Origin of the sequence: Limnobacter sp. (genome assembly GCF_046297615.1) — a bacterium.
Classification (GTDB): domain Bacteria; phylum Pseudomonadota; class Gammaproteobacteria; order Burkholderiales; family Burkholderiaceae_B; genus Limnobacter.
In genome coordinates this window covers 323,275-347,158 of the sequence record NZ_JBKBHM010000004.1, presented here as the reverse complement: position 1 = coordinate 347,158, position 23,884 = coordinate 323,275, and the positions used below count along the sequence as shown (strand labels likewise).

The following is a 23,884-nucleotide window of genomic DNA, read 5'->3' as shown; positions in this document are numbered from 1 at the left end:
CGCCTACAGTTGCTCAACAATCCATGCCTCAGAACAAATTGAACGTACTCGTGGTCGGCGGTGCTGGCTATATCGGCTCTCACATGGTTAAGCTGTTGGGGCAGCAGGGTGTGAATGTGTTCACACTGGATAACCTCAGTGCAGGTCACCGTGATGCCGTGTTGTGCGGTGAGTTCATCGAGGGCGACTTGGGCGATGCAGCTTTGCTGGACGAGTTGTTTGCTCGCGTGAAGTTTGATGCCGTCATGCACTTCGCGTCCTGGATTCAGGTGGGCGAATCAGTGCGCGAACCAGCAAAGTATTACCACAACAATGTGGCCAATACCCTGGTACTTCTGGACGCCATGCGCCGGGCCGGTATTCAGCGTTTCGTGTTCTCCTCCACGGCAGCCACCTTTGGCGAGCCGCAATACACCCCGATAGACGAACGTCACCCCCAATCACCCATCAACCCCTATGGGCGCACCAAGCTCATGGTGGAACAGGTGTTGGCCGATTATGAACATGCCTATGGCCTCAAAAGTGTGGTGTTTCGCTACTTCAACGCGGCAGGCGCTGACCCTGACGGAGAATTGGGTGAACGCCACGAACCCGAGACCCACCTGGTTCCCCTGGTGATTCAGGCCGCCAGTGGCCGCAGGCCCAACATCAGCGTATTTGGGCGGGACTACGACACCCCTGATGGCACCTGCATTCGCGACTACGTCCACGTGAACGACCTGTGCGATGCGCATTGGTTGGCGGTGAAACACTTGGTGCAAGGTGGGGCCAGCCAGTCCTTCAACCTGGGCAACGGCAACGGGTTCTCCGTGCAGGAAGTGATTGACGCTGTGGCCGCAGTCACAGGCCGCACTATCACTGTGGTGGACGGGCCCCGGCGGGCTGGCGACCCTGCGCGTTTGGTGGCCGACTCAAGCGCAGCCCGCGAAGTGCTGGGTTGGGCCCCGCGCTATGCCGATCTGAAAGTTATTATTGAGCATGTCTGGAATTGGGAGCAAAAAGCAGTCGCTCACACCGAAGTGGTCTGAGTTACTGGCCCCAGTCCAGCTCGGGTGTAAAAGCTTTGATGGTGCCGATCAGGCCCTCTAGTTCGATGCTGTAATTGATGCAGTCAAACCGAGGTGCTTTGTCCGCGTCCACTTCTGTAACTAGGCTCGCCGGCAGCAACAAGGCATGCGGGTTGGCCTGGTGTTCAACAGCGATGTCTCGTAGCGGGTTGCTGATGTGCAAAATGCCTTTCTTTTGAAAGGCTCGTGACACCCACACCGAGCCTGTCAGTGCAGAGGTGAAGTAAAAGTTGGCGTATTGGGCCACCGCAATTTTTTTCGACATGGTTTGGCCAATCAGGTCCACGTGCGCAGGCCGCACGGGCAGGCGGTTCAGCACCTCAATCATCACCAACCTGTCTCGTTGAATTTCTGCAAGGTCAGTCTGCAGAGGACGCGCAGGCGCCGTCCATCCGTCGAAGGCCACCAGCAAATTTGGAAATTGCCGCTGAAACAGGGCGATCACTTTGGCCAGCCCTTCCGACTGGTTCAACCACACCCGTTTTTGTGCGCTGATGCCCAACCACAGGACAAAATAAGCCTGCGATTGAATCTGCTGGCGCACCGTCCAGTCCGCTTCTTTTCGTTCAGCCATGCCGACCAATCGACTGAACAGCGCCTGATAGAAGCTTGGCGGCAATTGGCCCGGCGGGTTGTAGGTCATGGGCGCACCCATCAAGCTGAGGTAAGCCCCAGGCTCTAGAGGAAGGCTCACTGTTTTTGATGGGGCCAAGGCCGGAAAGCACTGCGAGGGCTCGAGGTAATCGCCACCCGCCAACAGGCTGATCGGGATATTGCTGTTCAGGCGCTGCTGTTCATCCAGCACAGCCAAGCCCGGCAGCACATCCTGCAGCAGGTGGGCTGGGCGCGGGTGGCTCACATTGAAGCCCACGAAGTGGCTGCCGTAACCCTTGCGCACCTGCAGGTCCAATTCATTCAGGATGTTTGCAATTAGAAGGCTGGCGTCCAGCGAATCCAAATGCTGAAACTTCAGAAGCAGGTTTTGTGAGGGGATGAATACACCATCTATCGCAGACACTTTCTGAATGATGTAAAAACTTTCTTCCCCGTCGCTGAACCGCAGCCAAAAGGTGTGCCAGTGAAAATACCCCCCGTGGGTGGCGGTCGCTGGTTTGTCACTCACCGGGTGTTTCAGTGTGGGTGCTGCTGGTGTGCTCACCATATCAACCAGATTTTGGTGCGTTCGTACATACAGCCGGTACTTGTTCACCAGTGCTGCCAACCTCTCGGGCAGGCTGACTGCCTTCGTTAACCATTCATGCTCGGTCAGTATGTTCAACCGGCTGGCATAGGCTGCAATGTGGCTGCCCAGTGTGCGCCCGTCAGTGGGGGCCAACAGTGGGCTGACCCGCGTGCAACCGTCGCTTAATTGGTCCTGAAGGTGCTGGGCGTAAACGCTCTTGCAGCCTTCCGGGCTGAGTGCGATCAGGAACAGTTGAATCAGTTGATCGTTCAAACGCACCGCAATCCGTATTGTGTGCTGGGCTGTTAGCGCTTGTTTGAAGCTCCAGGCTTTTGGTTGATCTGCGATAAGGCCTTGCTGACTGTCCAGGGGTTGCCAGGTTTGCCCATCAATACGGCTCAACAATTCGGGTTTTATGTCAGGAGGGGCCAATAAAGCCACCCAGCCGGCGACGGTCAAAGCGTCATTCCCTTGCGGGGTGGGGCCGCCCAAGGTGGGTGTTTGTAGTTCACAGCGCAGGCGTTTTGCGCTCACGGTCGCATCTCTGTGCCTTAAGGTCAGCAATGTGTTCACGGCGTCGGGCGGTCAGGTGAGGTCCACATAAGGCCCGAAGTCGGCTTTGTGACCAATCACGCTGAAATGGTCCTGGCAGAGCCAATAGCGGGGTGGGTTATACAGGGCCTGCACATCGCCCGCGTCAGGGAACAGGTCAGCCACCAAATCCTCACGCACGAAAAATGCGTTGATGCCGACTACATTGCTGCCCACCAAGGTGTAGCCATTGCCACGTGCCGTGTTGCTCAACGCCAGCAGGCTGCTACCCATGTAATCGGTGCCCCGCCAGCCCCCTGTGGGGTTGTACACCGGTTGTTTGCTCACATGCGCAGGAAACTTGCTGTTGAATTCAATACAAATGACTTTCGGGCGGTGGGTGAGTGCCTGCAACAGGTAGATGTCCATGCCATCGATGTCGATCGACAAAAAGTCCAACTCGGCGTCACTGGGTTTAAGGTTGCTTAAAAGTTCATTGATGTTTTCGGCGGTGACAAAACCGGTGTGCAGTTTCAAACGCCCATTGCGCAGAATGTCACCAAAGCGGCTTTCAATCACTGCCTTTTGCTGCGGGTTGCCATCAATCCAGGCGCCACGCCAACCTTTGTGTATCAAAAACAGCGAATTGCACTCCAGCCCGTTTTCAACACCAATTTCGATGAAGCGGCCTTGTTCTATGCCCAGCCTGCGGAAAATTTCTTCCAGAACACCATCCTCATCATTCTGACTGTAAACCTTGTAGCCAAAGTGCTCCAGCCGTTGCGGTTTGTCCGCCAGCGACGCCCTGATTGCGTCTATCTCCCGCCGCGCCTCGTAGCTGGCCAAGCGCCGGGTTTGCGCAATATTCATATACAGAAGCTGTTCAAGTTTTCGCGTATCCATAGGGCGTACAAGGTTCGCTGAGAGAGTTTGTTTAGGCACAAATTGCGACAAGCGTAGCATGTTGTTAAATTCGAGGTGGGGCTCCTAAAAATTTAGCCGCTGACGCTTGTTTCAATATTGTTGCTGATTTAACCTTGGTGTGTACAAGATGTTGAACCAACGCACCACAGGAATCCGATTGTTGTGACGCCAGCACTACACGCCGGTCCGGGGCCAGCACTCAAGTTTGCGGTCATTCTGGTGCGAACCCACGCATCCCAGACACTGCTTCCCACCTTGAAAGACTTGCTGAACCACTCAGGTTCCATGGGTGATTTGTTCGTGCTGCATGTGCCGCAGGCAGGCCCCAGCGATGAAGAATCGGTGGTGATGGCCAGGTTGGGAGTCCGCACCCACGTGCGTGAAATTGAACTGGCCCGTATCACCGAGGCCATCAATATTGTGTCCATGGCCGCGCCTCAAGACCTCTTGCTGTTCTTGCGTGCGGGCGATACGCTGGGCCCAGCCTACATGGCCCGCATGGCCAATGCCTTTGACCTTTACCCCAAAGGTGCCGTGTTTTACGCGCCTGCCCACGAGAACCGCGACGGCACCCCCACAGGCAATGTTGTTGGTCAGTTGGCCCCTCAGGACGTCAAGCCCGATTGGAACCTGGCCGACCCCTGTGCATTCACGGGTTTGGTGGTGCGCAAATCCCATTTTCAATTGATGGGCGGTTTCCACACGGGTTGCCAGATGGTGGTTCATGTCGACTTTTGGTTGCGCACCCACATCACCATGACCCACGCTTTGGTGCATTTGCCGGGTTTGTCGGTCCAGGTGCAAGCCCATGACATGCAATGGGTCGTGAAGTTTGGTGCCCGCGAGTTATTGGAGTGGTACACGCTGAACAAGCGCTATTCCCAATGGTGTGGCGCAGGGCGTTTGTTGGCCTACATCGATGAGGTCAAACGGATTGGTGAATTGCGGCCTGACCTGAAAGCAGGCCTGCACGAACACCTGTGCGACATGTCCAACCGATTGCTGTTCATGATTGCACCCGCTGAGCGCCACGTGTTGCAGCCTTGGCTACAAAACTCGGTGGCTGTCCGCAGCGTTCGGCCTGAGTTTGCCGCCATTGACCGCTGTTTGAAACTGGAGTTTGATCCGAATCCTGAAGAGCTGCCCAACTTGTACGACGGGGGCTACAGCATCCACTCCATCGGCAGTTTTTGCCACGCAGCCCACATGTTCAGGGACAGGTTCCGCACGTTTTTGGACCCTCGTTATTTCCGCGAGGTGCCCGAGTCGGAAAAGCAGGACAAGTTCTCGAACACCTGCGATCACCTGTATTATCGCGATCACTTTGGCATACGGTATGTGTTCAACCACCACAAGCCGTATGAAAAAAAGGATGCCGAGTTTTTTCGGGATGCGGTGCATGCGCTTCAAACCGACTTGGACAGCCGCCAGCCCTGCATACTGCTGCACGTGGCCAAGCAGGATGAACCCGCTGAGGACATGCAGCCTTTGTGGGACAGCATGATTCCCTACGCTGCGCCCAAAAGCATCATGGTGGTTCGCTTTGAGGTGGTGGATGAGGCGCGTTACCTGACCGAGCCTGTCGAAGTGGTGCGCCATACGGAGCCCGGCATTGTTGAATTCCATTTGCCGGTGCTGTCGCAATCGAACGGTGTTCATTTCACCGATGAACGGGACAACCGCCGTCTGCGCCGCTTGGTGTACAGCTACACACAAATCGCGCTGTCCCGCATGAAGCTCATCACCGCCTGACTTGCCGGTACAATCAGGGCATTCGACGATTCAACGAGTGACCCCTGTCATGAGCAGACAATATTTCGGCACCGACGGCATACGCGGCACTGTGGGGCAAAGCCCCATGACCCCCGATTTCATCCTTCGCCTCGGCCAGGCTGCTGGTACTGTGCTGGCCCGCCACGAGGCCAGTGGCCGCCGCCCCAGCGTGCTGATCGGCAAGGACACCCGCGTCAGCGGCTACCTGCTGGAATCCTGCCTTGAGGCAGGTTTTACCTCGGTGGGGGTGGATGTTGTGCTGGTGGGGCCGATGCCCACCGCAGCCATTGCCTACCTCACCCGCACCTTGAACATGTCTGCGGGCGTGGTCATCAGCGCCTCCCACAACCCTTACCCTGACAACGGCATCAAGTTCTTTTCAGCCCAGGGCACCAAATTGCCCGATGAATGGGAAGAGGAGATTGAAGCCCAGTTGGCGCAGGATGCGCCCTGCAAGTCGTCCATGGAGTTGGGCAAGGCCCGCCGCCTGTCCGACGCGGCTGGCCGTTACATTGAATTCTGCAAAAGCACCTTCCCACGCCACCTCAAACTGCGTGGTTTGAAGCTGGTGGTGGATTGCGCCAATGGCGCGGCGTACCACATTGCCCCTTCGGTGTTTCGCGAGCTTGGCGCACAGGTGGTGGTGTTGGCCGACAAGCCTGATGGCCTGAACATCAACGAGGGTGTGGGCGCTACTCACCCCGAGACCGTTGCCAAAGCGGTGGTGGAACACAACGCCGACTATGGTTTTGCCTTGGATGGTGATGCGGACCGGTTGATCTGCGTCGACCGTTCAGGCCGAATCTACAACGGCGATGAATTGCTGTTTGCGTTGGTGCAGGCCCGCCTGAATGCTGGCCTGACCGTGCCCGGCGTTGTGGGCACCCTGATGACCAACATGGGGCTGGAACTGGCACTGGGCAAATTGGATATTGCCTTTGAGCGCGCCAAGGTGGGCGACCGCTATGTGTTCGAAAAGCTCAACGAACGCGGCTGGCAGTTGGGTGGCGAAAGTTCTGGCCATCTGTTGGTGCTGGACTGCCACTCCACCGGCGACGGCATTGTCAGCGCCCTGCAGGTGCTCAGCGCCATTCAGGGGTGTGGGCAAACCCTCGCAGATATCCTCAAGCCCGTGGGCATGATGCCCCAGGTTCTGAAAAATGCCCGCTTGCCCGCGGGTTACGATTGGTCCTCTGACAATGCCGTGCAGGCCATGTGCGAGGAGGTTCAAGCAAGCTTGAAGGGTCGCGGGCGCCTTCTGGTACGCCCCTCGGGCACCGAGCCTGTGTTGCGGGTGATGGTGGAGGCGGTGGACGCCGACCTGGCCAATGCCATGGTGGACCGCATACTGGCCAAGCTGCCAGTGCCACAGTGAAGCGCAAGGCCTTCCGAACCGGGGGGCAATTGACAAAACCCGGTTTTTTCCGGTATAGTCCCGCTTCTTCGCCTGTCGGGGCATAGCGCAGTCTGGTAGCGCATCTGGTTTGGGACCAGAGGGTCGTGGGTTCGAATCCTACTGCCCCGACCATCTCCTCCCCCTGCACAACTAGCCAAACACATCAGTGTTTAGTGGCGCTAATTCTATCCAAAAACCTCATTTGCGCAGGCAGGCACTGCTTCTTCAGGTCGTACTGGTCCACCACTGTTTTTCGGGCATTGGCCCTTAAACCAAGTTGTGCCTTGGGGTTGGCCAGCACGCCGGCCACTTGGCTGGCCAGGGCGTCTGGGTCGAAGAAATCCACCAAGTGCCCGTTGTAGCCATGCTGGATGAACTCCCGAACGGGTTGTGTATCGCTGGCCACCATGGCACAACCGGCTGCCATGGCTTCAACACAGCTCCACGACAGCACAAACGGGTAGGTCAGGTACACATGGCAGCTTGAGATTTGGTACAGGCGCAGCAAGTCAGTGTGGCTGACGCGCCCCACGTAGTGCAGGCGTGTGTGGTCGATGGCGTCTTTCACTTCATCCAGAAAAATCTGCTTCCATGTTTGGCCATCAGGCGGTGCTGCACCGTAGGACACTTCATCGCCACCCACAATCACGACTTGTGCCTTGGGGCGTTCACGCATCAGCTTGGGCAGCGCGCGCATGAATTGGTGGTAGCCCCGATACGGTTCCATGTTGCGGTTGATGAAAGTCACCACCTCGCAGGATTTGTCCAGCTTCAGGCCCAATGCGGCGTTCTCGTACACGGCCCCGTCGTCGGGTTTAATCCAGTCCGTGTCCACGCCATCGAAGATCACCTTGATGCGGGGCTTGTACAAATCGGGTACTGTGCTTTTCTGCCACTCCGTGGGCGACAGGCCCCAGTCCATGTTGTCCAGCGCCAGCAGGTTATTGGCATTCTTGGCGCGCACTTTGGCACTGGCGCCCAAGTCTGGGTTTTGAAACTCCGGATCGAAATTCGAATCGGCCCCGTAAGCGTTGTAGTAGAACTCGATGAAATTCAGCAGTGGGGTGTCGGGAAACACATCCTTGCAGAACATGGATTCGCCCCAGCCCGGGTGGGAGACAATCAGGTCGGGTTTCAGGCCTTTCTCCTTGAGGGCTTTCATGGCATGCATGCACGCTTCACCGCGAATCACCTTGGTTTCCATGTCCATGACCCAAGGGTGAATCTTCGGCGTGTTGCCCCGCTTGGGTTTGTACTGAAACATTTTCACGCCCGGCACCTGTGCGCCAGTGATTGCCAAGGCAGCCACCAAATGCCCCTGTTCGGCCAGCGCTTGGCTGACATGTTTGAATTGGCCCGGAAAATTCTGATGGATGAACAGGATGGAGCGTTTGGACATATTGTTCTGTGAATAGGGTAAGGTGTATTGCTGAGAGATTAGCATGCGCATCGACACTGGAAGAGTGGTGATATGAACCCGACAGAACCCAAGGCAATACAAGCCCTGTGCGAGATTGCCCGACAAGCCGGCGACGCCATCATGCAGGTTTATGAACACAGCAGCGCCGTGCAATACAAAGACGACAATTCCCCCCTCACCGAGGCGGATTTGCAGTCGGATGCGCTGATTCGTCAGGGCTTGGAATCCCTGTTTCCCGGTGTGTTTGTGTGGTCTGAAGAGTCCCGTTCGGCGCAGGCGGACGCAGCCTGTTTTTTTCTGGTTGACCCCTTGGATGGCACCCGTGAGTTTGTGAATCGCAATGGCGAGTTCACGGTGAACATTGCGTGGGTTGAGCAGGGCAGGGCTGTGCTTGGGCTGATTCATGTGCCGGTCACCGGTGAAATGTTCTGGGCCGTAAAGGGTTCAGGCACTTGGTATCAGCCCAACGCTCAGGCTCACCCCTTGCGCCTGAATTCTGCAGAAGGTGTGCCTTTGAGCCCCCTGCGTGTGCTGTCCAGCCGATCACACGCCACTACTGGCCGAACGCTGGATTGGTTCAGAGCTGTCAAAGTGCCTTACACCACGGTTGAAGCAGGCAGTGCCTTGAAGTTTTGCCGACTGGCACAAGGGCAGGCTGATGTGTACCCGCGCTTGGGGCCTACATGCCAATGGGACACCGCAGCCGGACAGGTGATTGTCGAGGAAGCGGGCGGGCTGCTGCTGGGGCCAGATGGGTTGCCCTTGCGTTATGGGCTGGACCGACCAGTGCTGAACCCTGATTTTTTGGTGTTGGCCCAACCGGGCTTGCTTAAGCAGTTGCCGTGGCCGGTGTAAGGCTGTCGGTGTACCGCGCTACCTTTCTGACATGCGGGTTCGAGTCCCAGTCTTTGCGAGTCAACCCGAGAACCCAGACATCATGAAACTGCCCCGGGGGCAGGTAATAGTGATCACGAAGCAGCCCTTCCTCAATGAAGCCCAAGCGTTGCAGCAGTCCCCGGGGTAGGGGGTTGTCGGTGTAAACCTGCGCATACAGCTTGTTCAGATTCACCGCCTCAAAGGCAAACCGCAAGGCGTGTGTAAAGGCACTGAGGGTGACACGCCCACTCACGCCTTTGACCATGCCGATTGAAATTTCCGCCTTGCGGTTGCCCCAGTCCAGGCTGGACAGCGACAGCAGCCCGAGGCGTTGACCCAACGGCGTTTCGACAATCCATTGAATATCGCCTGTTTCCAGTGGCGGCTTTTTGCCCGCATTGTCCAGCGCACGAGCGAGATTGCCACTCCAGGGTTGTTGGCGGTTAAAGCGCCGTGCCCAATCATCATCAGCGTACAACTGGGCGAAAAAGGCGGCGTCCTCAGCCTTGGTTCGCCGCAGGCGAACCCGGTGGTCACCCAACTCATTCCACCACACCGGGTGAATGGTGTTGGTCAAACGCCGCAGTGCACGCATCGGGTCGCTGAGGTGGCTGGTGTCCTGCCCTTGCAGGGCCAGCAGGGTATTGCGCAACAGCGCAAAAGCCTGTTCACGTTGGCCGTCGTTAATTAGCTGACGGGCTTGTTGAAGGCGATTTTGAAGGTCCAAAGGGGTCAATTCGACGGGTTGTTCGTGCATGGTCTCTCTGGTGGGCTGCCAGTCATGGCTTTATTGTGAGGCAAACCACAGGCCATCAACACGGCATCACCTTCCCTTGCGGGTTTGGGCTGCTGGATAATCCGGGTAAAATCACTGCGAACGGCGCAAGCCGACCTTTTACCCCATTGCGGAGATGCGCCCTTGAGTCAGGTCATTCCAGTCATTCTTTGCGGCGGCTCGGGCTCGCGCCTGTGGCCCCTGAGCCGGGATCAACACCCCAAGCAGTTTTTGCGGCTGGTTGACCAGTATTCCCTGCTGCAGTCCACCATACGCCGGGCGCAGGTGGCCATGGGGGGTGATCCCATTTTTGTGGCCAACGATGCCCACCGCTTCTTGGTGGCCGAACAGGTGCGGCAACTGGAGTCCCCCTTGGGCGACATCATTCTCGAGCCTGTGGCCCGCAACACAGCACCAGCCATTGCCGCAGCGGCCTTTCGTGCCTTGGACCGCGATGCGCAGTCCACCCTGCTGGTGATGCCCTCCGACCAACTGATTCCCGATGCCCAAGCCTTTTCCAAAGCCGTAGCGGTGGCGGTGGCCGCCGCCGAACAGGGCGCCCTGGTCACCTTCGGAGTCAAGCCCACCTTCCCATCCACAGGTTATGGCTACATCAAAGCCGCTGCCCAACCCGCAGCCGCACAGGCCACCCCAGTTGAATGCTTCGTCGAAAAGCCCAATGAAACCCGGGCCCAGGAATTCATCGACAGCGGAGCCTACCTGTGGAACAGCGGCATGTTCGTGTTCAAGGCGGCCACCTACCTGGCCGAGCTTCAGGCACTGGCCCCAGCCATGTACAGCACGGTCAAGGCCTCGGTCGACAACGGTAAAGCCGACCTCGACTTCTTCCGCCTGGACAAAACCGAATTTGAACAAAGCCCCTCGGACAGCATTGACTACGCCGTGATGGAAAAAACCGCCAAGGCTGCAGTGGTACCGCTGGATTTGTCCTGGAGCGACGTGGGCGCTTGGGACGCCGTGTGGGAAGTGTCCCCCAAAGACAGCGACGGCAACGTGCTGATGGGCGACGTGTTGGCCACCTCCACCCACAACACATTGGTTAAAACCACAGGCCGCATGGTGGCCACCGTGGGCGTGGACAACATCGTGGTGGTGGAAACTGCCGACGCCGTGTTGGTGGCCAGCAAGGACAAGGCCCAGGATGTGAAGAAAGTGGTGGAGCAGCTTAAGAGCCTCAAACGCTCGGAATACCTGCACCACCGCGAAGTGGCGCGCCCCTGGGGCAGCTACGACTCCATCGGCATGGGCACACGTTTTCAGGTGAAGCGAATTACCGTCAAACCCGGTGCAAAGCTGTCGCTACAAATGCACCACCACCGTGCTGAACACTGGATTGTGGTGTCCGGCACGGCCCGGGTTCGGATTGATGAGAAAGAGTTCCTGATGACCGAGAACGAGTCCTGCTACATTCCGGTGGGGCAAAAGCACTTCCTCGAAAACCCAGGCGTGATTCCGCTGGAGTTGATTGAGGTGCAGTCGGGTTCATACCTGGGTGAGGATGACATTGTGCGGTTTGAAGACCGTTACGGGCGGGTTTAACGCGCATGAAGCCTGAAGCAGGCCGCATGCAAAGCACTGGCCCCATGGCATGGTCGCCTTTGGGTGCGCAGGTGTTGACCTTGCCCTGTGGTGGACATGAGTTGTTTTATCTGTCGCCACTGAGCCGCACTACCTTGAATACCGCGCCCGCACGCGGTGGTGTGCCCGTGCTGTTTCCGCAGTTTGCAGACCGTGGGCCGCTGAAGAAACACGGCTGGGCGCGTGACATGGTTTGGACGGTGGTGCAGGAGCGGTCTACAGATTCGTCGGCAGGCCGTTGGGTTCAGCAGTTGAACCTGAGCCAAACGGAGCGGCCCGAATGGCCACATGCGGCGCGGTTGACGCTCAGTGCCCATGTACAGCCACATTGTTTTGAGATGAGCCTGACTGTTGAAAACACGGGTGGTTCTGCGTTTGCCTGGACAGGTGGCTTACACCCCTATTGGGCCACCGATGATTTGCTGGCCACCGAGTTACATGGCTTGAGTGGCGCCAAGGTGCAAGACCGGTACCAGCCTGAAAGGGCTGTCGAAGGCAACCGCCCGGTGCGATGGACTGGGGCCGAGTGTGAACGCCTGTACGACACCGCCGCCCCCGTGCTGCTGAAAACGCCCAGCCATACCATTGAACTGAGCATGACAGGGTTTGACCAGTGGATGGTTTGGAACCCGGGTCAACAGGGCGCTGTGGCCCTGGCCGACTTGCCAGACGGGGATTGGCAGCGGTTTGTGTGCATTGAACCTGTTCTGGTGTGCAGGCCCAGCAGGCTTGAGCCCGGCCAAACCTTCGAGGGCAGCTTTCGGGTTCAGGTGACGGCTTGACTAAACCCGTTTTATACGGTTAGAATCTTGGTCTTTGCTGGAACGCGCATTGGGCTTGCACCAAGCGCTGGCCGCAAACAGATGTTCTAGCCGCAAGCAGGCTGCGTCAACCGGCTTAGCCCCTTGATGTTGCGAGTTACACCGCATTCTGCCCGTAGCTCAGTTGGATAGAGCATCGGCCTTCTAAGCCGAGGGTCGGGGGTTCGAACCCCTCCGGGCAGGCCAAAGAATTTAGACAAGTTTCCCCAGTGGCGGGGTTAGCTCAGTTGGTAGAGCAACGGATTGTGATTCCGTGGGTCGTGGGTTCGAGCCCCATACCTCGCCCCAAAAATACAAGGACTTAGCGCTGTGAAGCGCTAGGTCCTTTTTGTTTTTTTAGAATTCTCTTAACTTAATCCAATTTTATCCAAACCTTAGGTAAGCAATCTAGTTCAACAAATCTTGCTCAGGTTGATCGTGGTTCTGTGCCCAGTCTGTGCCCATCTTGTGCCCAAAATTGTGGGCACGGCAGGCACAAGAGTATTGGTTGTAAACTGGGCACACGTGTGCCCAAGGATTTATCTACCTCATGGGTAGCTAATCAACCGAAGCGGTCTTGCGATCTGTGTGCTTATAAAGCTTTACAGCGCGGCAATAGGTCGATATAGGGTTGTACCGATTTTTCGGGCGGGTTTAAGTTGTAGTTTATGCACTGCTTTTGCGAAGCAAATTTCTAAACTGCGGCTTAAAAACTATCCGGCAAATGAGGCGTGCCGTGCTGAGTCGACTTAATGGCACATTTACGTATAAACACTCGCGAAGGTTTTTGATGCGAACAACACAAGGACTCATCAGTACGTCGTCAGTTTTTCGCAAAATGAGGCGCTCCTGAGATTTTTTGATTTTTGATTTAGATGAGAGGATAATGAAATAGAGCCTGTTTTGGCAGATGGGTAGTGTGTGTGGTTCGATTCCGCAAATATCAATGTCAGTAGACGTTGCTGTGACTTCTGAGATTTATCTTTCTGGTTCATCTGTATTTCAACAATCTGCAAAGGAGAGAAAAATGAAGCCACATCCGTCAATAAAAACTGTAAAGACAAAAGATTTTAAACAATCCGTTTTAAAGCAATTTTTTATCAAAATTGTTGCGGCAATGTCTTTTGCATTGTGTATTGGTCAAGGTGACCCCTCTGCCAAAACAGGCTTTTCCTTCTGAGCAAAAAAAATTTAAGATCCTAGTGAACGACTTTTTAGTACCTAAATTTTTCGAAGGCAAAGTTTACTGGGTAACCACAGACTATTGGCACTTTTTGAATCGATGAACGCCTCAAATGCCCAAGTTGTTTGGATTTGGCTCAACAATTTCAATTATCCGAAGTAGGATTGAAGATTGGGTGCAAAGAGTTTTTCAGATCGCATAGCCGAAATGAATGCGATGTATCGGTTGCCATCTCACAACAAACCAGCACTGCCTAACGATATCGCCGATCAACTCAAAAAATTCAAAGAAATATTGTTCGAAGAAGTCAGTGAAATTGACGAGATTGTCACCGCAGCGGAGTCTGGCGCTACAACTCTAGATATAGCAGTGGCCATCGCTGATTTATTAGGAGATATTATAGTTTATTGTCGTTCTGAGGCTCTTAAATACGGTCTCCCCCTCGAGGAAGTGCTCGGTATCATTATGGATAGCAACGAGAGTAAGCTTAGTGCCGACGGTACCCCCATGTATGATGCGAACGGAAAATTTCTCAAAGGTCCCAACTACTGGAAACCCGAGTCGCGTATCAAAGAGCTTCTCGAGTCTCTAAGCAAATAGTTCCATTAGCTGGTCATATCGACAGTAAGCCCCCAGCCAACCCGTCTTGACCTGGATTTGGAAATTCCGTCTCGCATTGCTTAAACTGCCGGCATGTTTGTTCTGGCTCAGGCCCACCATCCGATGCTTTATTTGAAATGCACCGCCGAGATTCAGAAGGTTTTGAAACTGTCCAAGGGATCGCTGGCCCAGGCTCAACCTTCAACCGCGCCGCTGGGCAATTGGTACATCAATCGATTCAAGGTTGGGCGGCACAACTGTTTTGTGTTCATGAGTGAGAATACGTACCTCTCTTTCATCATGTATCAGGGTAAGAAGCCAGTGACAGCCAAGACTTTGCCCAACATGATGCTGGCCGGCATCGCCCAACTGTTGGAGATGAGGGGCTATTCTGATGCGGCCATCGACACGGTACTGACTCCTTATCATTCGGGCTTATTTGCCAAGACGGACAGTCGAAGTGTGCTGGGCGTACTCAATGATTTGGTTGTTTGTTACCGAGCAATAATCGAGGTGGGTGGCGGCCTGCACTCCTGCAACCTGACCGACATCATCTTGAAGATGAATTCGATGCCTCAACGAACTTTGCAGTGGGCTCATGCTTGGGATGCGGTGCAGGCCAAGCTGGGCAATCCAGAGACCAAACACTAACTCTCGGTTGATGCCGGTGCTGATTTCCAGTTGTGCGGCAGTAGTTCGTTGATCCTGCTGTACGGCTGTGTAGGCAGTCGATCCATCACATCCTTCAGATACTCCAGAGGATTCAGCCCATTGAGTTTGGCCGATTGCACCAAGCTCATAATGGCTGCATTGCGCTGGCCCGAGCGCAGGCTTCCGGCAAACAGCCAATTCTTGCGCCCCACCGCGACAGGACGGATCTGGTTCTCCACCCAGTTGTTGTCGATCGGCGTGTGTGGATCATTTAGGAATATGCACAGAGCATCCCAGCGTTTCAAGCTGTAATCAATGGTCTTCATCGTGCCCGACCCGTCGGGCACCTTGATCTTGTGGTCGAGCAACCATTGTCGAAGTTTGTCCATCAACGATTTTATTTCGGTTTGCCGTTGATGGTGTCGTTCATCGGGTGGCATGTCTTGCAACTGCGCCTCAATGGCGTAAATGGCATTGAACTGTTTCAGGGCCGCTTGGGCAATGTGGCTCTTGTTGGCAGCAAACAGCTCAAAGAACTTGCGCCGTGCATGGGCCATACAGGCAGCTTCGGTAATCTGGTTGTCTTTAATCAAGGCTTTGTAGCCTTGGTAATCATCACAGATCAGCGTAGCGTTCCAGCCATCCAGAAAGGCCTTGGCATGTTGCCCACTTCGGCCTTCAGCGAAGTCAAACACCACGGCTTTGATGTCGGCGTGTTGCGTGGTGGAGTAGGCCCACAGGTAAGCTTTCTTGCTGGCCGAGCCGGTCTTAAGCGCCTGTTTGGCACACAACATGGTGATCGGCGTTTCGTCCGCATGCAGCACGCCTTGCTGCAGGATTTGTGTGCGAAGCGCATCGATCAAAGGCTGCAAGGCTGCGCCACACTGACCCACCCACGAGCCCATGGTGCTGGCCGATAGTTTGTAGCCCGTGCGGTCAAACATCTGCTCTTGCCGGTACAGCGGCAGGTGATCAGCAAATTTATTCACCAGCACTTGAGCCAACAAATTGGTGGTGGCCATGCCTTTGTCGATCACATGTGCAGGCACTGGAGCTTGAATCAAGATCTCACAGGTGTCACACACCCACTTGCCACGAATGTGGCGCTCTACGCTGAAGGTGCCAGGCTGGTAGTCCAGTTTCTCGGCCACATCTTCTCCAATGCGCTTTAATTGACAGCCACATTTGCACAGGGTTGAATCGGGTTCATGACGAATCTCGGTGCGGGGCAGTTCAGGCGGCAGAGGTTTGCGTTTGGGCTTGAGGTTTCTAACAACGACTTCTCTGTCCTGCTCGGGCAGCTTGTCCAGTTCTTCCTGCTCGATCTGGGCTGTGTGGCCATCCAGTGTTTCATCAAACAGGTGGCATTGTTCAACTGTCAGCGCTTCGGCTTTTTTGCTGAACCGGAACCGCTTGTGAAGGGCTAGTTCGAGCGTGATCTTGGAGATGACCGCATCCTTGTACTTCACCACCACCTGGAGTTCAGCGTTCACAGTCTGCAATGCTGAATTCACTTCGATTTGATTCAATAGCATGGCGCGCAGTTGGTCCGCGTCCATCGTTGTAATCTGTTCTGGTGTAGGCGCTGTCATCATGAGCAACATGTTGCCACAAGCCGCCAATGCTCACTATTGGCAATCTTGCCAATTGAAATTCACATGCATTTGATGCTGGAATATTCGCCGAGACGCTGCCAGGGTAGCCCCACGATCAGGGCGTTGAATTGCTCAGTGGACAGTGTGACCGACGCATCTGATTCGATCGATTTGCCCCAATTGAAACTGCCTTTGTGAAGCCTACGGCTGCACAACCACACACCAAAGCCGTCATGAACAATTACCTTCATTCGGTTGGCGCCGCGGTTTGCAAACAAATAGGCATTGTTGGCTTGGGCTGCACCAAACACGGCAATGATCTGGTTCATCAAAGTGTCCATGCCGCTTCTCATGTCGCATGGTGCGGTGCTCATCCAAATGGCATCCACACGAATCAACGCAACACCTCGCGCAGTACTTGGCCAAGCTCAACCATTTGCGATGGATCGACTTTGAATGCGATACGCACATCACCGCGATCGATGTTGACTTCGATCCGATCGGAAGCTGACGCTGCAATTTGCGGTGAAGAGCGAGGCAAACTCTCAAGCACCACTGGCACAAACTGGGCGGGCACGGATAACGACCCTGATTCACGAAGCCATCGTCGCAGTAAATTCGGATTCACTCCATGTGCGACAGCAACGCCAGCCATAGAGGCGCCTGGTGCACAGGCTAGTTTGACTAGCCGAGATTTGAATTCGGCCGTACGGTGCACTCGTACCCGTCTGGGTTTAGATTGATCCAGGTCCATAAAGTGTCCACTAAGTTCTTGGTGGACACTATGATCTATCGACGCATTATCCGCATTCAAGATGGGTTTGCTGGGGGCTTACTATCGACAAACGAATTCGCAGAATAAAAGAATTTCCCTTTATCTATGGTCTGAAGTGGAAAAAAGCGCTTACTTTATAAATGTGGGTGCACTTCTTAATATTATTTCCGACTCATCTTGTAATTCTGATTTTATATCGATGCCAAACTAGCGCACCATCGCTCCGCTTAGGACTTCTTCTTGGATGGTCAAAGAGTATTCCTACCTGCGTTGGATATGCGCTGGCAAATATTGCTGCCGCAATTCCACAAGGCTTAGGACCGATCGGTGCGACAAACATTCTCTTGCCCACACTAAGCGAGGCGCGAGTGCGCTCCAGACTGTCAAAAGCGGCTTCCGGATCATTTGCAGAACAGTAATCAACCTCCAGCTCTCCCTGTTGTAAGCGCGGAAGATGAGGGATTATGGAATCGAGCTCCCAGCCGGGATGATATGCAGGAATCCCGAAGACAACTTTGATCTCTTTTCCCGCAATCATCTGATGTTCCTCCAAAGCACGATCTAATCTCTCAGGTTCAAATCCAAGAAAAAAAACACCAGCTTCCAAATCATCACTACTCAGATCAACTACTGACCTTGGTATGGGCTTGTAGCCCTGAGTAGTCTCCGATAAGGCAAATTGGTCGCCACCAGGACGCGTACGTGTATAGTTCTCTGGCTCAACATATACGATATCAATCTGATCTGCATTGATTTCTATCAAACCACTAACCAGAGCAAAAAGTTCAGCAAATCCAAGAGTTGTAGCTTCCAGCACTATTTTCGACGGTTCATAATCAGCTATCAACCTAATGATGTCATCCACATCAGAAACCGCGCCGCCAATAGAGATAGACATCTCGTCAACGTAATACTCAGCAAGTACTCTGGTGCAATTTTGCCCCCACGCTTCAATAGCGAGCTGCCCTCGCTCATCCACAGCAGACCCATGCAAAAGCGTTATTTGCTCACCAATACCAAGTGCCTCAGCAGTAGCGCCAGTAAATGTCTGAAATTGGATTAACATGGGTCAGAGTAATTCAAGTTGTGATGATCCAGAATCCAATTGACCTCCTGATAGAGCTTCGTAGCGTGCAAATTCTCGTGCGAGTTCTCTATATTCCCCTTCTGTGCCCATTGCCAAGACATGAAACTGCTCTATCGAGAGCTCAATTTTTCGTTTCCTTCGATAGCTAATTTGAAAATATGGAGCGTAAATGGGATTAAGTTGATAATCTACAATGTCCTTCCCAACGCTTCCTTTAGTTTTTGTTTCAAACTGTTCGATAAGAATCGCGTATTTGAGTAGCTCACTAATGAACAGGCGTTCGTTATCCACCAACGAACGATTACCCGAATTAATTGTAATTTGATTCTGCTCAGGCTCGCTCATGGCAGGACTTGCTTGAAGCATCCTGAAGATACTTCCAAGGCGCAGTGTGAATACACGCAGCTGCTCACCAAAAGGACCGAATGTTTTGATCTCCCTAATCAACTGGTCAGCGGCGTCATACGCAGCCCTGCATTGAACCTCGATAGGATGCGGAATAGTTAAAAGATCACGTAACTCCGCAACTTCGAGAGTTTTATAGCAAAGAATGAGAAAGTTGCGCAAATTATTATTCGCCATGGTGCACAACGTATCAAATCCGCTATACAAAGGGCATTCTCTTCCGTACGGTCGATATAGCTCTAGCAACGAGCCAAATAAGTTGTTGTGAATCCAGCTCGTTTCAAATGAGCCTGTCCGATCGTTATTGTATTTCATTAACTCTTCAAGGACTTGCTCTGGAGTAACTGTTTTCCTATTTAACAGCGCTGGAATTACAACAACAGCTTCGGGCACTGCGCTCACGTTAAGGAAATCATTGAGAGTTAGCGAAGTAGTTCGTTGATGAAGAGCTCTCTCGATACGTTCATTCAATTTTGATTTGATCCGATCATCATAAACAGCCTCGGCTGCAAATTCTTTTTCCGTCTTTGTAGGGAAACGAGTTCTCATGTCCTGAAGAACTTTTTCCTGATAGCTCTTTTCCATACGTTCTTTCAACCTGAGCGGAGATCGTACGGTTTCGAGCAAATCACTCTCAAAATTCATCTCCGCAATATTTAGATTACCTAAATATACTTCTGCAAAAAATACGGGGCGTGCGGCTGTTCCTAACAACTTATCGAGATCAATCAAGCGGTAATCGTGAGTGGCATTGATAGATTCTGGGCCTGAGGTCTGATTTTCTGTTGGATGTTCTTTAGAAGTGAAATTCACTATAACTGGATTTTGGCTATGTTTAAGTAGCGAATTTAGAACCCGTCGCTGATATGAAACTAAGTTCTCCACTTCATCTACATAGACGTATAAGCAAAATTTTTCTAATCCAGATGTTGCTCGTAGGTCTTGAACTAACGCAGCAATGAAATCTCTTCCAGGAGGTAAGACAGGGCGAGTGATGGATTGAACGTTGGAAACCCATGTGCTGTAACTGCGCCGAACTTTCTCCAGATGTCCCATAAGAGCTTTTGCATTAATCGGAAAATCTGAAATGAAATCAGCAGCACTTGGTAGAACCAATTGATTAAATTTAGCAATATCAAAATTGGGAAAAGCGCTAATCGCGATCGCGTGAACAGCTCGGATTAGCTCAACTGCAATAACTAGCCCGAAGTAACCTTCAAAGGCGACACCCCACTCAGCTTCATCAAATCCTCGGTTTCTCATAGAACTACAAAACTGAGTGTCAACCCTCCAATAAATTCCTACGTGTTTGATTTCTTCAGCAGGGATCTCTGTTCTTTTCGGAGAGAATGCAGTGTGATAATCAAAGTACTTCAAAAGCATAGTTTTTCCACAACCACGCTTTCCAGTTATGTATGTTGATTTGGTCGATTCCTTAAGTTGCAGTTGATCAAAATAAGGAGGTATAAAAAATTCCCCCCACACATCGGCATCGTGTTCTTCGGCACGGGTTTTTGCAAGCTTAGCAGTGTCCTTGATACTCATCGTTTCACTCATCTCTCAAGAAGGGGGGTCCAGCTAGCTGACTTATCCCATAAGAGTTGTAGGGAGTCGTCGGGAATACCGTGCTCAAAGGCAACCATCAGTCCAAGGGAGCCAAAACCGTCCGGCGCATAGGTGGTAAACGCCCCTTTCCTCGAGTAAATAGAATGATAAACACTCAGAGGGGTAGATTCACTGTACGGCCACTGCTTGTCCTGTATCCACCGGTCACTGATGTGGCTTAATCCATTTTTCTCTGTTAGGATTTCTCCTGCGAATAAAGGCACTTCTGGATATCGATGCTTTAAAGCTTCAACTGCTTTTTGATGCGCAAGTCCCACGACAATCGCTACCTTGCCATCTAGATAGCTATCCCTCCAGCCCTCAAGAAATCGGATCAATTGCTCTCCAGTGTATGCACCGTCATCTACAATTAAATACCGTTCATCATCTTGTAGAGTTCGAGCATCCTGTGGGTACCACTTGTTAACACCGTAGGCTCTATTAACAGCTCTCGTAATTACCTCTCCGCTCTTGCCTGGCGGTGTGTATTCACCCACTGGAGGGCCACAAAAGACTTTGAGCGCAGAAATTTTCCCAGCTAACAAATCTTTCCAGTTTGCCTCAGAAAAATTTGGTGACGTCATTAAGAAATGTGTAGCAGCATTTTTCAGTGCCTGTCGAAGACTAGACTCTAGTTGAGGCCCTGTTCTGTAGACAAGGTGGCGAAGAATTAGCCAAGCAAGAGATTTTTCCTCTTCAAGCTCAAATTGATTGACCCACGCCCTTACCCTCTCAAGTGTAAGGGGCGAACGGCGCACTCCGGTTTTATTGAGTGAACGCACCGCTTTCTCTAATGCAAGCTGATCGAACTGGCTATCATTAGGAAGTTCAAAGCTCATGCGGATACCCCGATATCCGAAAGATAATTGCTAGATAAATATCTCGCACCAGCTTCATGAGATGATGCTGCTAGCGACCGGCAGCCAGTAGCGTTCAATAAAGACCTAAGCAGCCTTGGTCCTTCCTCTAAAGGGATACATAAAATAAATATGGGTTGATGGAGTAAATTATGTGTTCTTAGTTTGATCCTTTCTCTTCCTAGATTGGTTCGCAGATCTAAAGCGTTCGTACAACTCTTTTGCTGGAGGAGATATATTCGCATCTTTAGAAGTTTGGAATAATTTATATAACTTATCGAAGTTAGATCGATCATTTTTATAAGTCCATTTCCAATCAATCTTATACTCATTCTTTTCGGAGACACTTCGTTCGAGCAAAGTACGAAACATAAAGTTATTTATAGTTTTTGCAAAAGACATCAGCCATGAGGCGATATCACTTAACTTTTTTTTGTCCAGTGAAAGTGGTTTTTCTAATGCAGCACTGTGCTTCTCAAGGCCTAAAACAATACCATTTTGACTCCCAAGTTTGCCGAAGCGATGAACGCAGCAATGCCGGAGTTGGCATATCTTTTCATACTCCGCTAGTATTCCTTTGATGTCGTCAGGTAGATTAGAAACGTCTAGAAATTTATTTAATGCATTTTTAATTTCTTTCTCGCTGGCGAAAGATATGCCTTCAAGTAGCGCGTCTGCGACAATACTTTTAGTGTGGTATAGAACAGCTCCATACGGTACAACATAACTGTGAGCATCTGATTGCGCTTTTGCATCCGTATTGATAATGGATCGAATCACTGTTCTGAAGAAGCTCTCTACTGCTGAAACGTATCCGAGCAGAAGTAATCTTCCAAACTCTGGAGAGATGGAAGCTGAATTACCCCAAATCAAATTAATTGCCTTGCAATTTGCAATGAAAACGTCGATGGCAGAGACAGAGTCCTCGACATAAGAGCAATTAAAAAGATCAACCGTGTTTGAGCACGGGATGCTATGAGCACCAATAGTTGTAATGGCGGAGTAGTCTGCGGAAACTGTGTTGTACGTCATAGTTTAAGACAAGAAGTCATCGACAAATCCATGTAGAACATCGGCGATACGGGCGCTGCGTCTGAGCCCGATTCCATAGACAGTACGTAATTCTGCGGCAGGGTCCTGCATGGCCAAATAGTCCCGGATCGTCCGCAACTTAGGCAATTCTTTTTTGATAGTAGAAATCTGCCAAGGTGTCAGTCCTGGAACTTCCTCAATCGGCACGCTTAGACAATTATCGAAGGTCGAAACCGCAACAAGTTGCGAGCCGCAGTTTGTACAAAACCTTTGTTCGTCGCTTACACGAGGTGCTGCGCAGGAAGTGCAGGGAGGTAACGCGAAGTCAAGCTTCTGAATGAGACTCGGGTCATCAACGTATTTTTCAAGTTTCCGTCTAACTGGATGTTTGGCTCTCTTCCGATGCAATGCCTCGCATGTATTTTTTAACGTACCACCCGCGTCTTTGTTTGTCATCGCACGACTCTGAAGAAGCGCTGCACCGTGGGGAATGTAACGCTGATAAATTCGCTCAGGCGTCCCATGTTTTACTTCATTAGCATCAAAGACAAGACCAGCTTCAATTAGCAATTGAAACATGCGCTTAACAATGGCTGTTAAATCTTCCTTTGGAACCCCGACCAATAGTTGCACCACGGTCGAGTCACCATTAGACGACTTAATTGCTCGTACCATACCGTTCAGTACGCTTTCTCCGACCGAGATGAGCTCTTGAAGCTTTGGAACCTTCTTTGCAATAGAGCGGAACTCGGCAAGACGTGCGTTAAGATGAGCCTCAACAACTTGGTTTAGAGTCTGTTGAGAGGTTTTGCCTGGACGTTCTTTATATTCGTGTAACATCGTTAGATATGCGCGAGGGATACCGAACGCCGCAAAACGAATAAGCTCAACCACATCCTGGGAGATTTGATCAAAATCGGCGAATCTACAGCGAGCAATTTGATCCATATCTGACTGATACTCATCCGCCTCTACAGATAGCCAAACAAATACCGCGGTGCTGTCTTGACCTGCATGGAACCGGGGACTGTACTCAGTTGTTCCTGGATACACAGAGGCTTTCGGCGCAATAGTTGTTGACTTAAGCGCCCTGACAATATCTAAAAACTCGATAAGGTACGTGGGCGTTAGTGTGAGTGCCGCGTCATCAAGTAAGAGAACGGTTCTTTTCCTTTCTGTTAACTTGCAGGCTAAATCAAGCAACTGCTGTACTCGGCTCACTGAAATTTCGCGCGATAACTTCGCCTGTTCTTCCGAAAGAGGTTGATTTTTCTCAAGAGCTGATACTAGCGTTTCGAGACTTGCTCTCGGTAATCCTAGTTTCAGTTCTAAGTCTAAAACCTTGGCTGCATGCTCTGGCTTGTATGAAATACTTCCATACGTCGCTAATACTATCAATCCCAAGGCCCATGCATGGAATTCGTCTGGTGGAGATGCACGCGATACTAGAAGAGGCTCAAGACGATAATACTTGTTGAACGATGCATAGACGGCAAATGGTTTAGACGTATCGTTTTGACAAGTAAGCCAAGCGTATCGCATCATGTGGGTTTTGCCGCAACCACGAGGACCGACAAGGGTTTTTAGCCCAGAGTTAAGTAGTGCTTTATGAACGTTCTCAAATAGCGAGCTATGTGTGGCGGTTTCCTGCATTAGCTTATCAGGCGGAATGTAGTCAGCACGTGGCTCGAGTGCCGACTCTAGCTCATCCTCGTATTGAATTGATTTCTGCGTCAATTTCACCTCTATC

Annotated in this window: 21 protein-coding genes and 3 tRNA genes; 12 read left to right on the top strand and 12 right to left on the bottom strand. The window is 52.2% G+C overall.

What is annotated here, in order from left to right; genetic code table 11:
* Positions 1–23 precede the first annotated feature (23 nt).
* Positions 24–1,028, top strand: a complete 1,005-nt coding sequence (gene galE, locus ACK4FF_RS10645; protein WP_409708649.1) for a UDP-glucose 4-epimerase GalE — start codon at positions 24–26, stop codon at positions 1,026–1,028.
* 1 nt (position 1,029) lies between these two features.
* Here galE and ACK4FF_RS10640 read toward each other — a convergent pair whose 3' ends face one another.
* Both ACK4FF_RS10640 and ACK4FF_RS10635 read right to left on the bottom strand, forming a co-directional pair.
* Positions 1,030–2,784, bottom strand: coding sequence for a hypothetical protein (locus tag ACK4FF_RS10640; protein WP_409708646.1), 1,755 nt, complete (start codon positions 2,782–2,784; stop codon positions 1,030–1,032).
* A gap of 51 nt (positions 2,785–2,835) precedes the next feature.
* The gene (locus ACK4FF_RS10635; protein WP_409708643.1) at positions 2,836–3,651 is read right to left on the bottom strand and encodes a hypothetical protein; all 816 of its coding nucleotides are present in this window, start codon (positions 3,649–3,651) and stop codon (positions 2,836–2,838) included.
* Positions 3,652–3,867: 216 nt separating this feature from the next.
* Between ACK4FF_RS10635 and ACK4FF_RS10630 the strand changes: the two genes are divergently transcribed.
* The 3 genes from ACK4FF_RS10630 (at position 3,868) to ACK4FF_RS10620 (ending at position 7,006) form a co-directional block, all read left to right on the top strand.
* Positions 3,868–5,457, top strand: a complete 1,590-nt coding sequence (locus ACK4FF_RS10630) for a hypothetical protein (RefSeq protein ID WP_409708640.1) — start codon at positions 3,868–3,870, stop codon at positions 5,455–5,457.
* Positions 5,458–5,506: 49 nt separating this feature from the next.
* Positions 5,507–6,853 carry a phosphoglucosamine mutase gene (gene glmM / locus ACK4FF_RS10625; RefSeq protein WP_409708637.1) on the top strand — a complete coding sequence of 449 codons (1,347 nt, stop codon included), beginning with the start codon at positions 5,507–5,509 and terminating at the stop codon, positions 6,851–6,853.
* Between the two features lie 76 nt (positions 6,854–6,929).
* A tRNA-Pro gene (locus tag ACK4FF_RS10620) sits at positions 6,930–7,006 on the top strand.
* Positions 7,007–7,037: 31 nt separating this feature from the next.
* Here the strand turns inward: ACK4FF_RS10620 and ACK4FF_RS10615 are convergent.
* Positions 7,038–8,273 (bottom strand): glycosyltransferase family 4 protein, encoded by a 1,236-nt coding sequence (locus ACK4FF_RS10615; RefSeq protein ID WP_409708634.1) that lies wholly within the window; start codon positions 8,271–8,273, stop codon positions 7,038–7,040.
* A gap of 72 nt (positions 8,274–8,345) precedes the next feature.
* Between ACK4FF_RS10615 and cysQ the strand changes: the two genes are divergently transcribed.
* A complete protein-coding gene (gene cysQ, locus ACK4FF_RS10610; RefSeq protein WP_409708631.1) occupies positions 8,346–9,149 on the top strand; it encodes a 3'(2'),5'-bisphosphate nucleotidase CysQ in 804 nt (267 codons plus the stop codon).
* Here cysQ and ACK4FF_RS10605 read toward each other — a convergent pair.
* Entirely contained in the window at positions 9,124–9,927 is an 804-nt protein-coding gene (locus ACK4FF_RS10605; protein ID WP_409708628.1) for a GNAT family N-acetyltransferase, read from the bottom strand. The two genes, cysQ and ACK4FF_RS10605, sit on opposite strands and share 26 nt — an antisense overlap.
* 162 nt (positions 9,928–10,089) lie before the next feature.
* On the opposite strand from ACK4FF_RS10605, the gene ACK4FF_RS10600 reads away from it, so the two are divergent.
* From ACK4FF_RS10600 to ACK4FF_RS10570, 7 genes are all read left to right on the top strand, one after another.
* Positions 10,090–11,505, top strand: a complete 1,416-nt coding sequence (locus ACK4FF_RS10600) for a mannose-1-phosphate guanylyltransferase/mannose-6-phosphate isomerase (RefSeq protein WP_409708625.1) — start codon at positions 10,090–10,092, stop codon at positions 11,503–11,505.
* Positions 11,506–11,510: 5 nt separating this feature from the next.
* A complete protein-coding gene (locus ACK4FF_RS10595; protein WP_409708622.1) occupies positions 11,511–12,326 on the top strand; it encodes a D-hexose-6-phosphate mutarotase in 816 nt (271 codons plus the stop codon).
* A gap of 148 nt (positions 12,327–12,474) precedes the next feature.
* Positions 12,475–12,551 (top strand) — tRNA-Arg (locus tag ACK4FF_RS10590).
* A 26-nt stretch (positions 12,552–12,577) separates the two neighbouring features.
* Positions 12,578–12,653 (top strand) — tRNA-His (locus ACK4FF_RS10585).
* A 637-nt stretch (positions 12,654–13,290) separates the two neighbouring features.
* Positions 13,291–13,524 carry a hypothetical protein gene (locus ACK4FF_RS10580; protein ID WP_409708619.1) on the top strand — a complete coding sequence of 78 codons (234 nt, stop codon included), beginning with the start codon at positions 13,291–13,293 and terminating at the stop codon, positions 13,522–13,524.
* A gap of 174 nt (positions 13,525–13,698) precedes the next feature.
* Entirely contained in the window at positions 13,699–14,127 is a 429-nt protein-coding gene (locus tag ACK4FF_RS10575; protein WP_409708616.1) for a pyrophosphatase, read from the top strand.
* Positions 14,128–14,220: 93 nt separating this feature from the next.
* Entirely contained in the window at positions 14,221–14,778 is a 558-nt protein-coding gene (locus tag ACK4FF_RS10570; protein ID WP_409708613.1) for a DUF6933 domain-containing protein, read from the top strand.
* Here ACK4FF_RS10570 and tnpC read toward each other — a convergent pair.
* The 8 genes from tnpC to ACK4FF_RS10530 form a co-directional block, all read right to left on the bottom strand.
* Positions 14,775–16,373: an IS66 family transposase gene (gene tnpC, locus ACK4FF_RS10565; protein WP_409708739.1), complete on the bottom strand. Its 1,599-nt coding sequence runs from the start codon at positions 16,371–16,373 to the stop codon at positions 14,775–14,777. The genes ACK4FF_RS10570 and tnpC overlap by 4 nt on opposite strands.
* Positions 16,374–16,432: 59 nt before the next feature.
* Positions 16,433–16,747 (bottom strand): IS66 family insertion sequence element accessory protein TnpB, encoded by a 315-nt coding sequence (gene tnpB, locus ACK4FF_RS10560; protein WP_409708610.1) that lies wholly within the window; start codon positions 16,745–16,747, stop codon positions 16,433–16,435.
* Positions 16,748–16,767: 20 nt separating this feature from the next.
* Complete coding sequence (locus tag ACK4FF_RS10555) at positions 16,768–17,127, bottom strand: transposase (protein ID WP_409708606.1); 360 nt, start codon at positions 17,125–17,127, stop codon at positions 16,768–16,770.
* A gap of 193 nt (positions 17,128–17,320) precedes the next feature.
* On the bottom strand, positions 17,321–18,214 hold the full coding sequence (locus ACK4FF_RS10550) for a hypothetical protein (RefSeq protein WP_409708603.1): 894 nt from the start codon (positions 18,212–18,214) through the stop codon (positions 17,321–17,323).
* Positions 18,215–18,217: 3 nt separating this feature from the next.
* A complete protein-coding gene (locus ACK4FF_RS10545) occupies positions 18,218–20,185 on the bottom strand; it encodes a hypothetical protein (RefSeq protein ID WP_409708600.1) in 1,968 nt (655 codons plus the stop codon).
* Positions 20,186–20,193: 8 nt separating this feature from the next.
* Positions 20,194–21,084: a hypothetical protein gene (locus ACK4FF_RS10540; RefSeq protein ID WP_409708597.1), complete on the bottom strand. Its 891-nt coding sequence runs from the start codon at positions 21,082–21,084 to the stop codon at positions 20,194–20,196.
* 168 nt (positions 21,085–21,252) lie between these two features.
* Positions 21,253–22,134, bottom strand: a complete 882-nt coding sequence (locus ACK4FF_RS10535) for a hypothetical protein (RefSeq protein ID WP_409708594.1) — start codon at positions 22,132–22,134, stop codon at positions 21,253–21,255.
* A 3-nt stretch (positions 22,135–22,137) separates the two neighbouring features.
* The gene (locus ACK4FF_RS10530; RefSeq protein WP_409708591.1) at positions 22,138–23,877 is read right to left on the bottom strand and encodes a hypothetical protein; all 1,740 of its coding nucleotides are present in this window, start codon (positions 23,875–23,877) and stop codon (positions 22,138–22,140) included.
* Positions 23,878–23,884: the final 7 nt, after the last annotated feature.

Excerpts from the sequence above, each read along its gene's own strand:
- galE (WP_409708649.1), top strand. The coding sequence starts at position 24 with ATGCCTCAGAACAAATTGAACGTACTCGTGGTCGGCGGTGCTGGCTAT.
- ACK4FF_RS10635 (WP_409708643.1), bottom strand. The coding sequence starts at position 3,651 with ATGAATATTGCGCAAACCCGGCGCTTGGCCAGCTACGAGGCGCGGCGG.
- glmM (WP_409708637.1), top strand. The coding sequence starts at position 5,507 with ATGAGCAGACAATATTTCGGCACCGACGGCATACGCGGCACTGTGGGG.
- ACK4FF_RS10615 (WP_409708634.1), bottom strand. The coding sequence starts at position 8,273 with ATGTCCAAACGCTCCATCCTGTTCATCCATCAGAATTTTCCGGGCCAA.
- cysQ (WP_409708631.1), top strand. The coding sequence starts at position 8,346 with ATGAACCCGACAGAACCCAAGGCAATACAAGCCCTGTGCGAGATTGCC.
- ACK4FF_RS10605 (WP_409708628.1), bottom strand. The coding sequence starts at position 9,927 with ATGCACGAACAACCCGTCGAATTGACCCCTTTGGACCTTCAAAATCGC.
- ACK4FF_RS10595 (WP_409708622.1), top strand. The coding sequence starts at position 11,511 with ATGAAGCCTGAAGCAGGCCGCATGCAAAGCACTGGCCCCATGGCATGG.
- ACK4FF_RS10580 (WP_409708619.1), top strand. The coding sequence starts at position 13,291 with ATGTCAGTAGACGTTGCTGTGACTTCTGAGATTTATCTTTCTGGTTCA.
- ACK4FF_RS10570 (WP_409708613.1), top strand. The coding sequence starts at position 14,221 with ATGTTTGTTCTGGCTCAGGCCCACCATCCGATGCTTTATTTGAAATGC.
- tnpC (WP_409708739.1), bottom strand. The coding sequence starts at position 16,373 with ATGATGACAGCGCCTACACCAGAACAGATTACAACGATGGACGCGGAC.
- tnpB (WP_409708610.1), bottom strand. The coding sequence starts at position 16,747 with ATGAGCACCGCACCATGCGACATGAGAAGCGGCATGGACACTTTGATG.
- ACK4FF_RS10555 (WP_409708606.1), bottom strand. The coding sequence starts at position 17,127 with ATGGACCTGGATCAATCTAAACCCAGACGGGTACGAGTGCACCGTACG.
- ACK4FF_RS10550 (WP_409708603.1), bottom strand. The coding sequence starts at position 18,214 with ATGTTAATCCAATTTCAGACATTTACTGGCGCTACTGCTGAGGCACTT.
- ACK4FF_RS10545 (WP_409708600.1), bottom strand. The coding sequence starts at position 20,185 with ATGAGTATCAAGGACACTGCTAAGCTTGCAAAAACCCGTGCCGAAGAA.
- ACK4FF_RS10540 (WP_409708597.1), bottom strand. The coding sequence starts at position 21,084 with ATGAGCTTTGAACTTCCTAATGATAGCCAGTTCGATCAGCTTGCATTA.
- ACK4FF_RS10535 (WP_409708594.1), bottom strand. The coding sequence starts at position 22,134 with ATGACGTACAACACAGTTTCCGCAGACTACTCCGCCATTACAACTATT.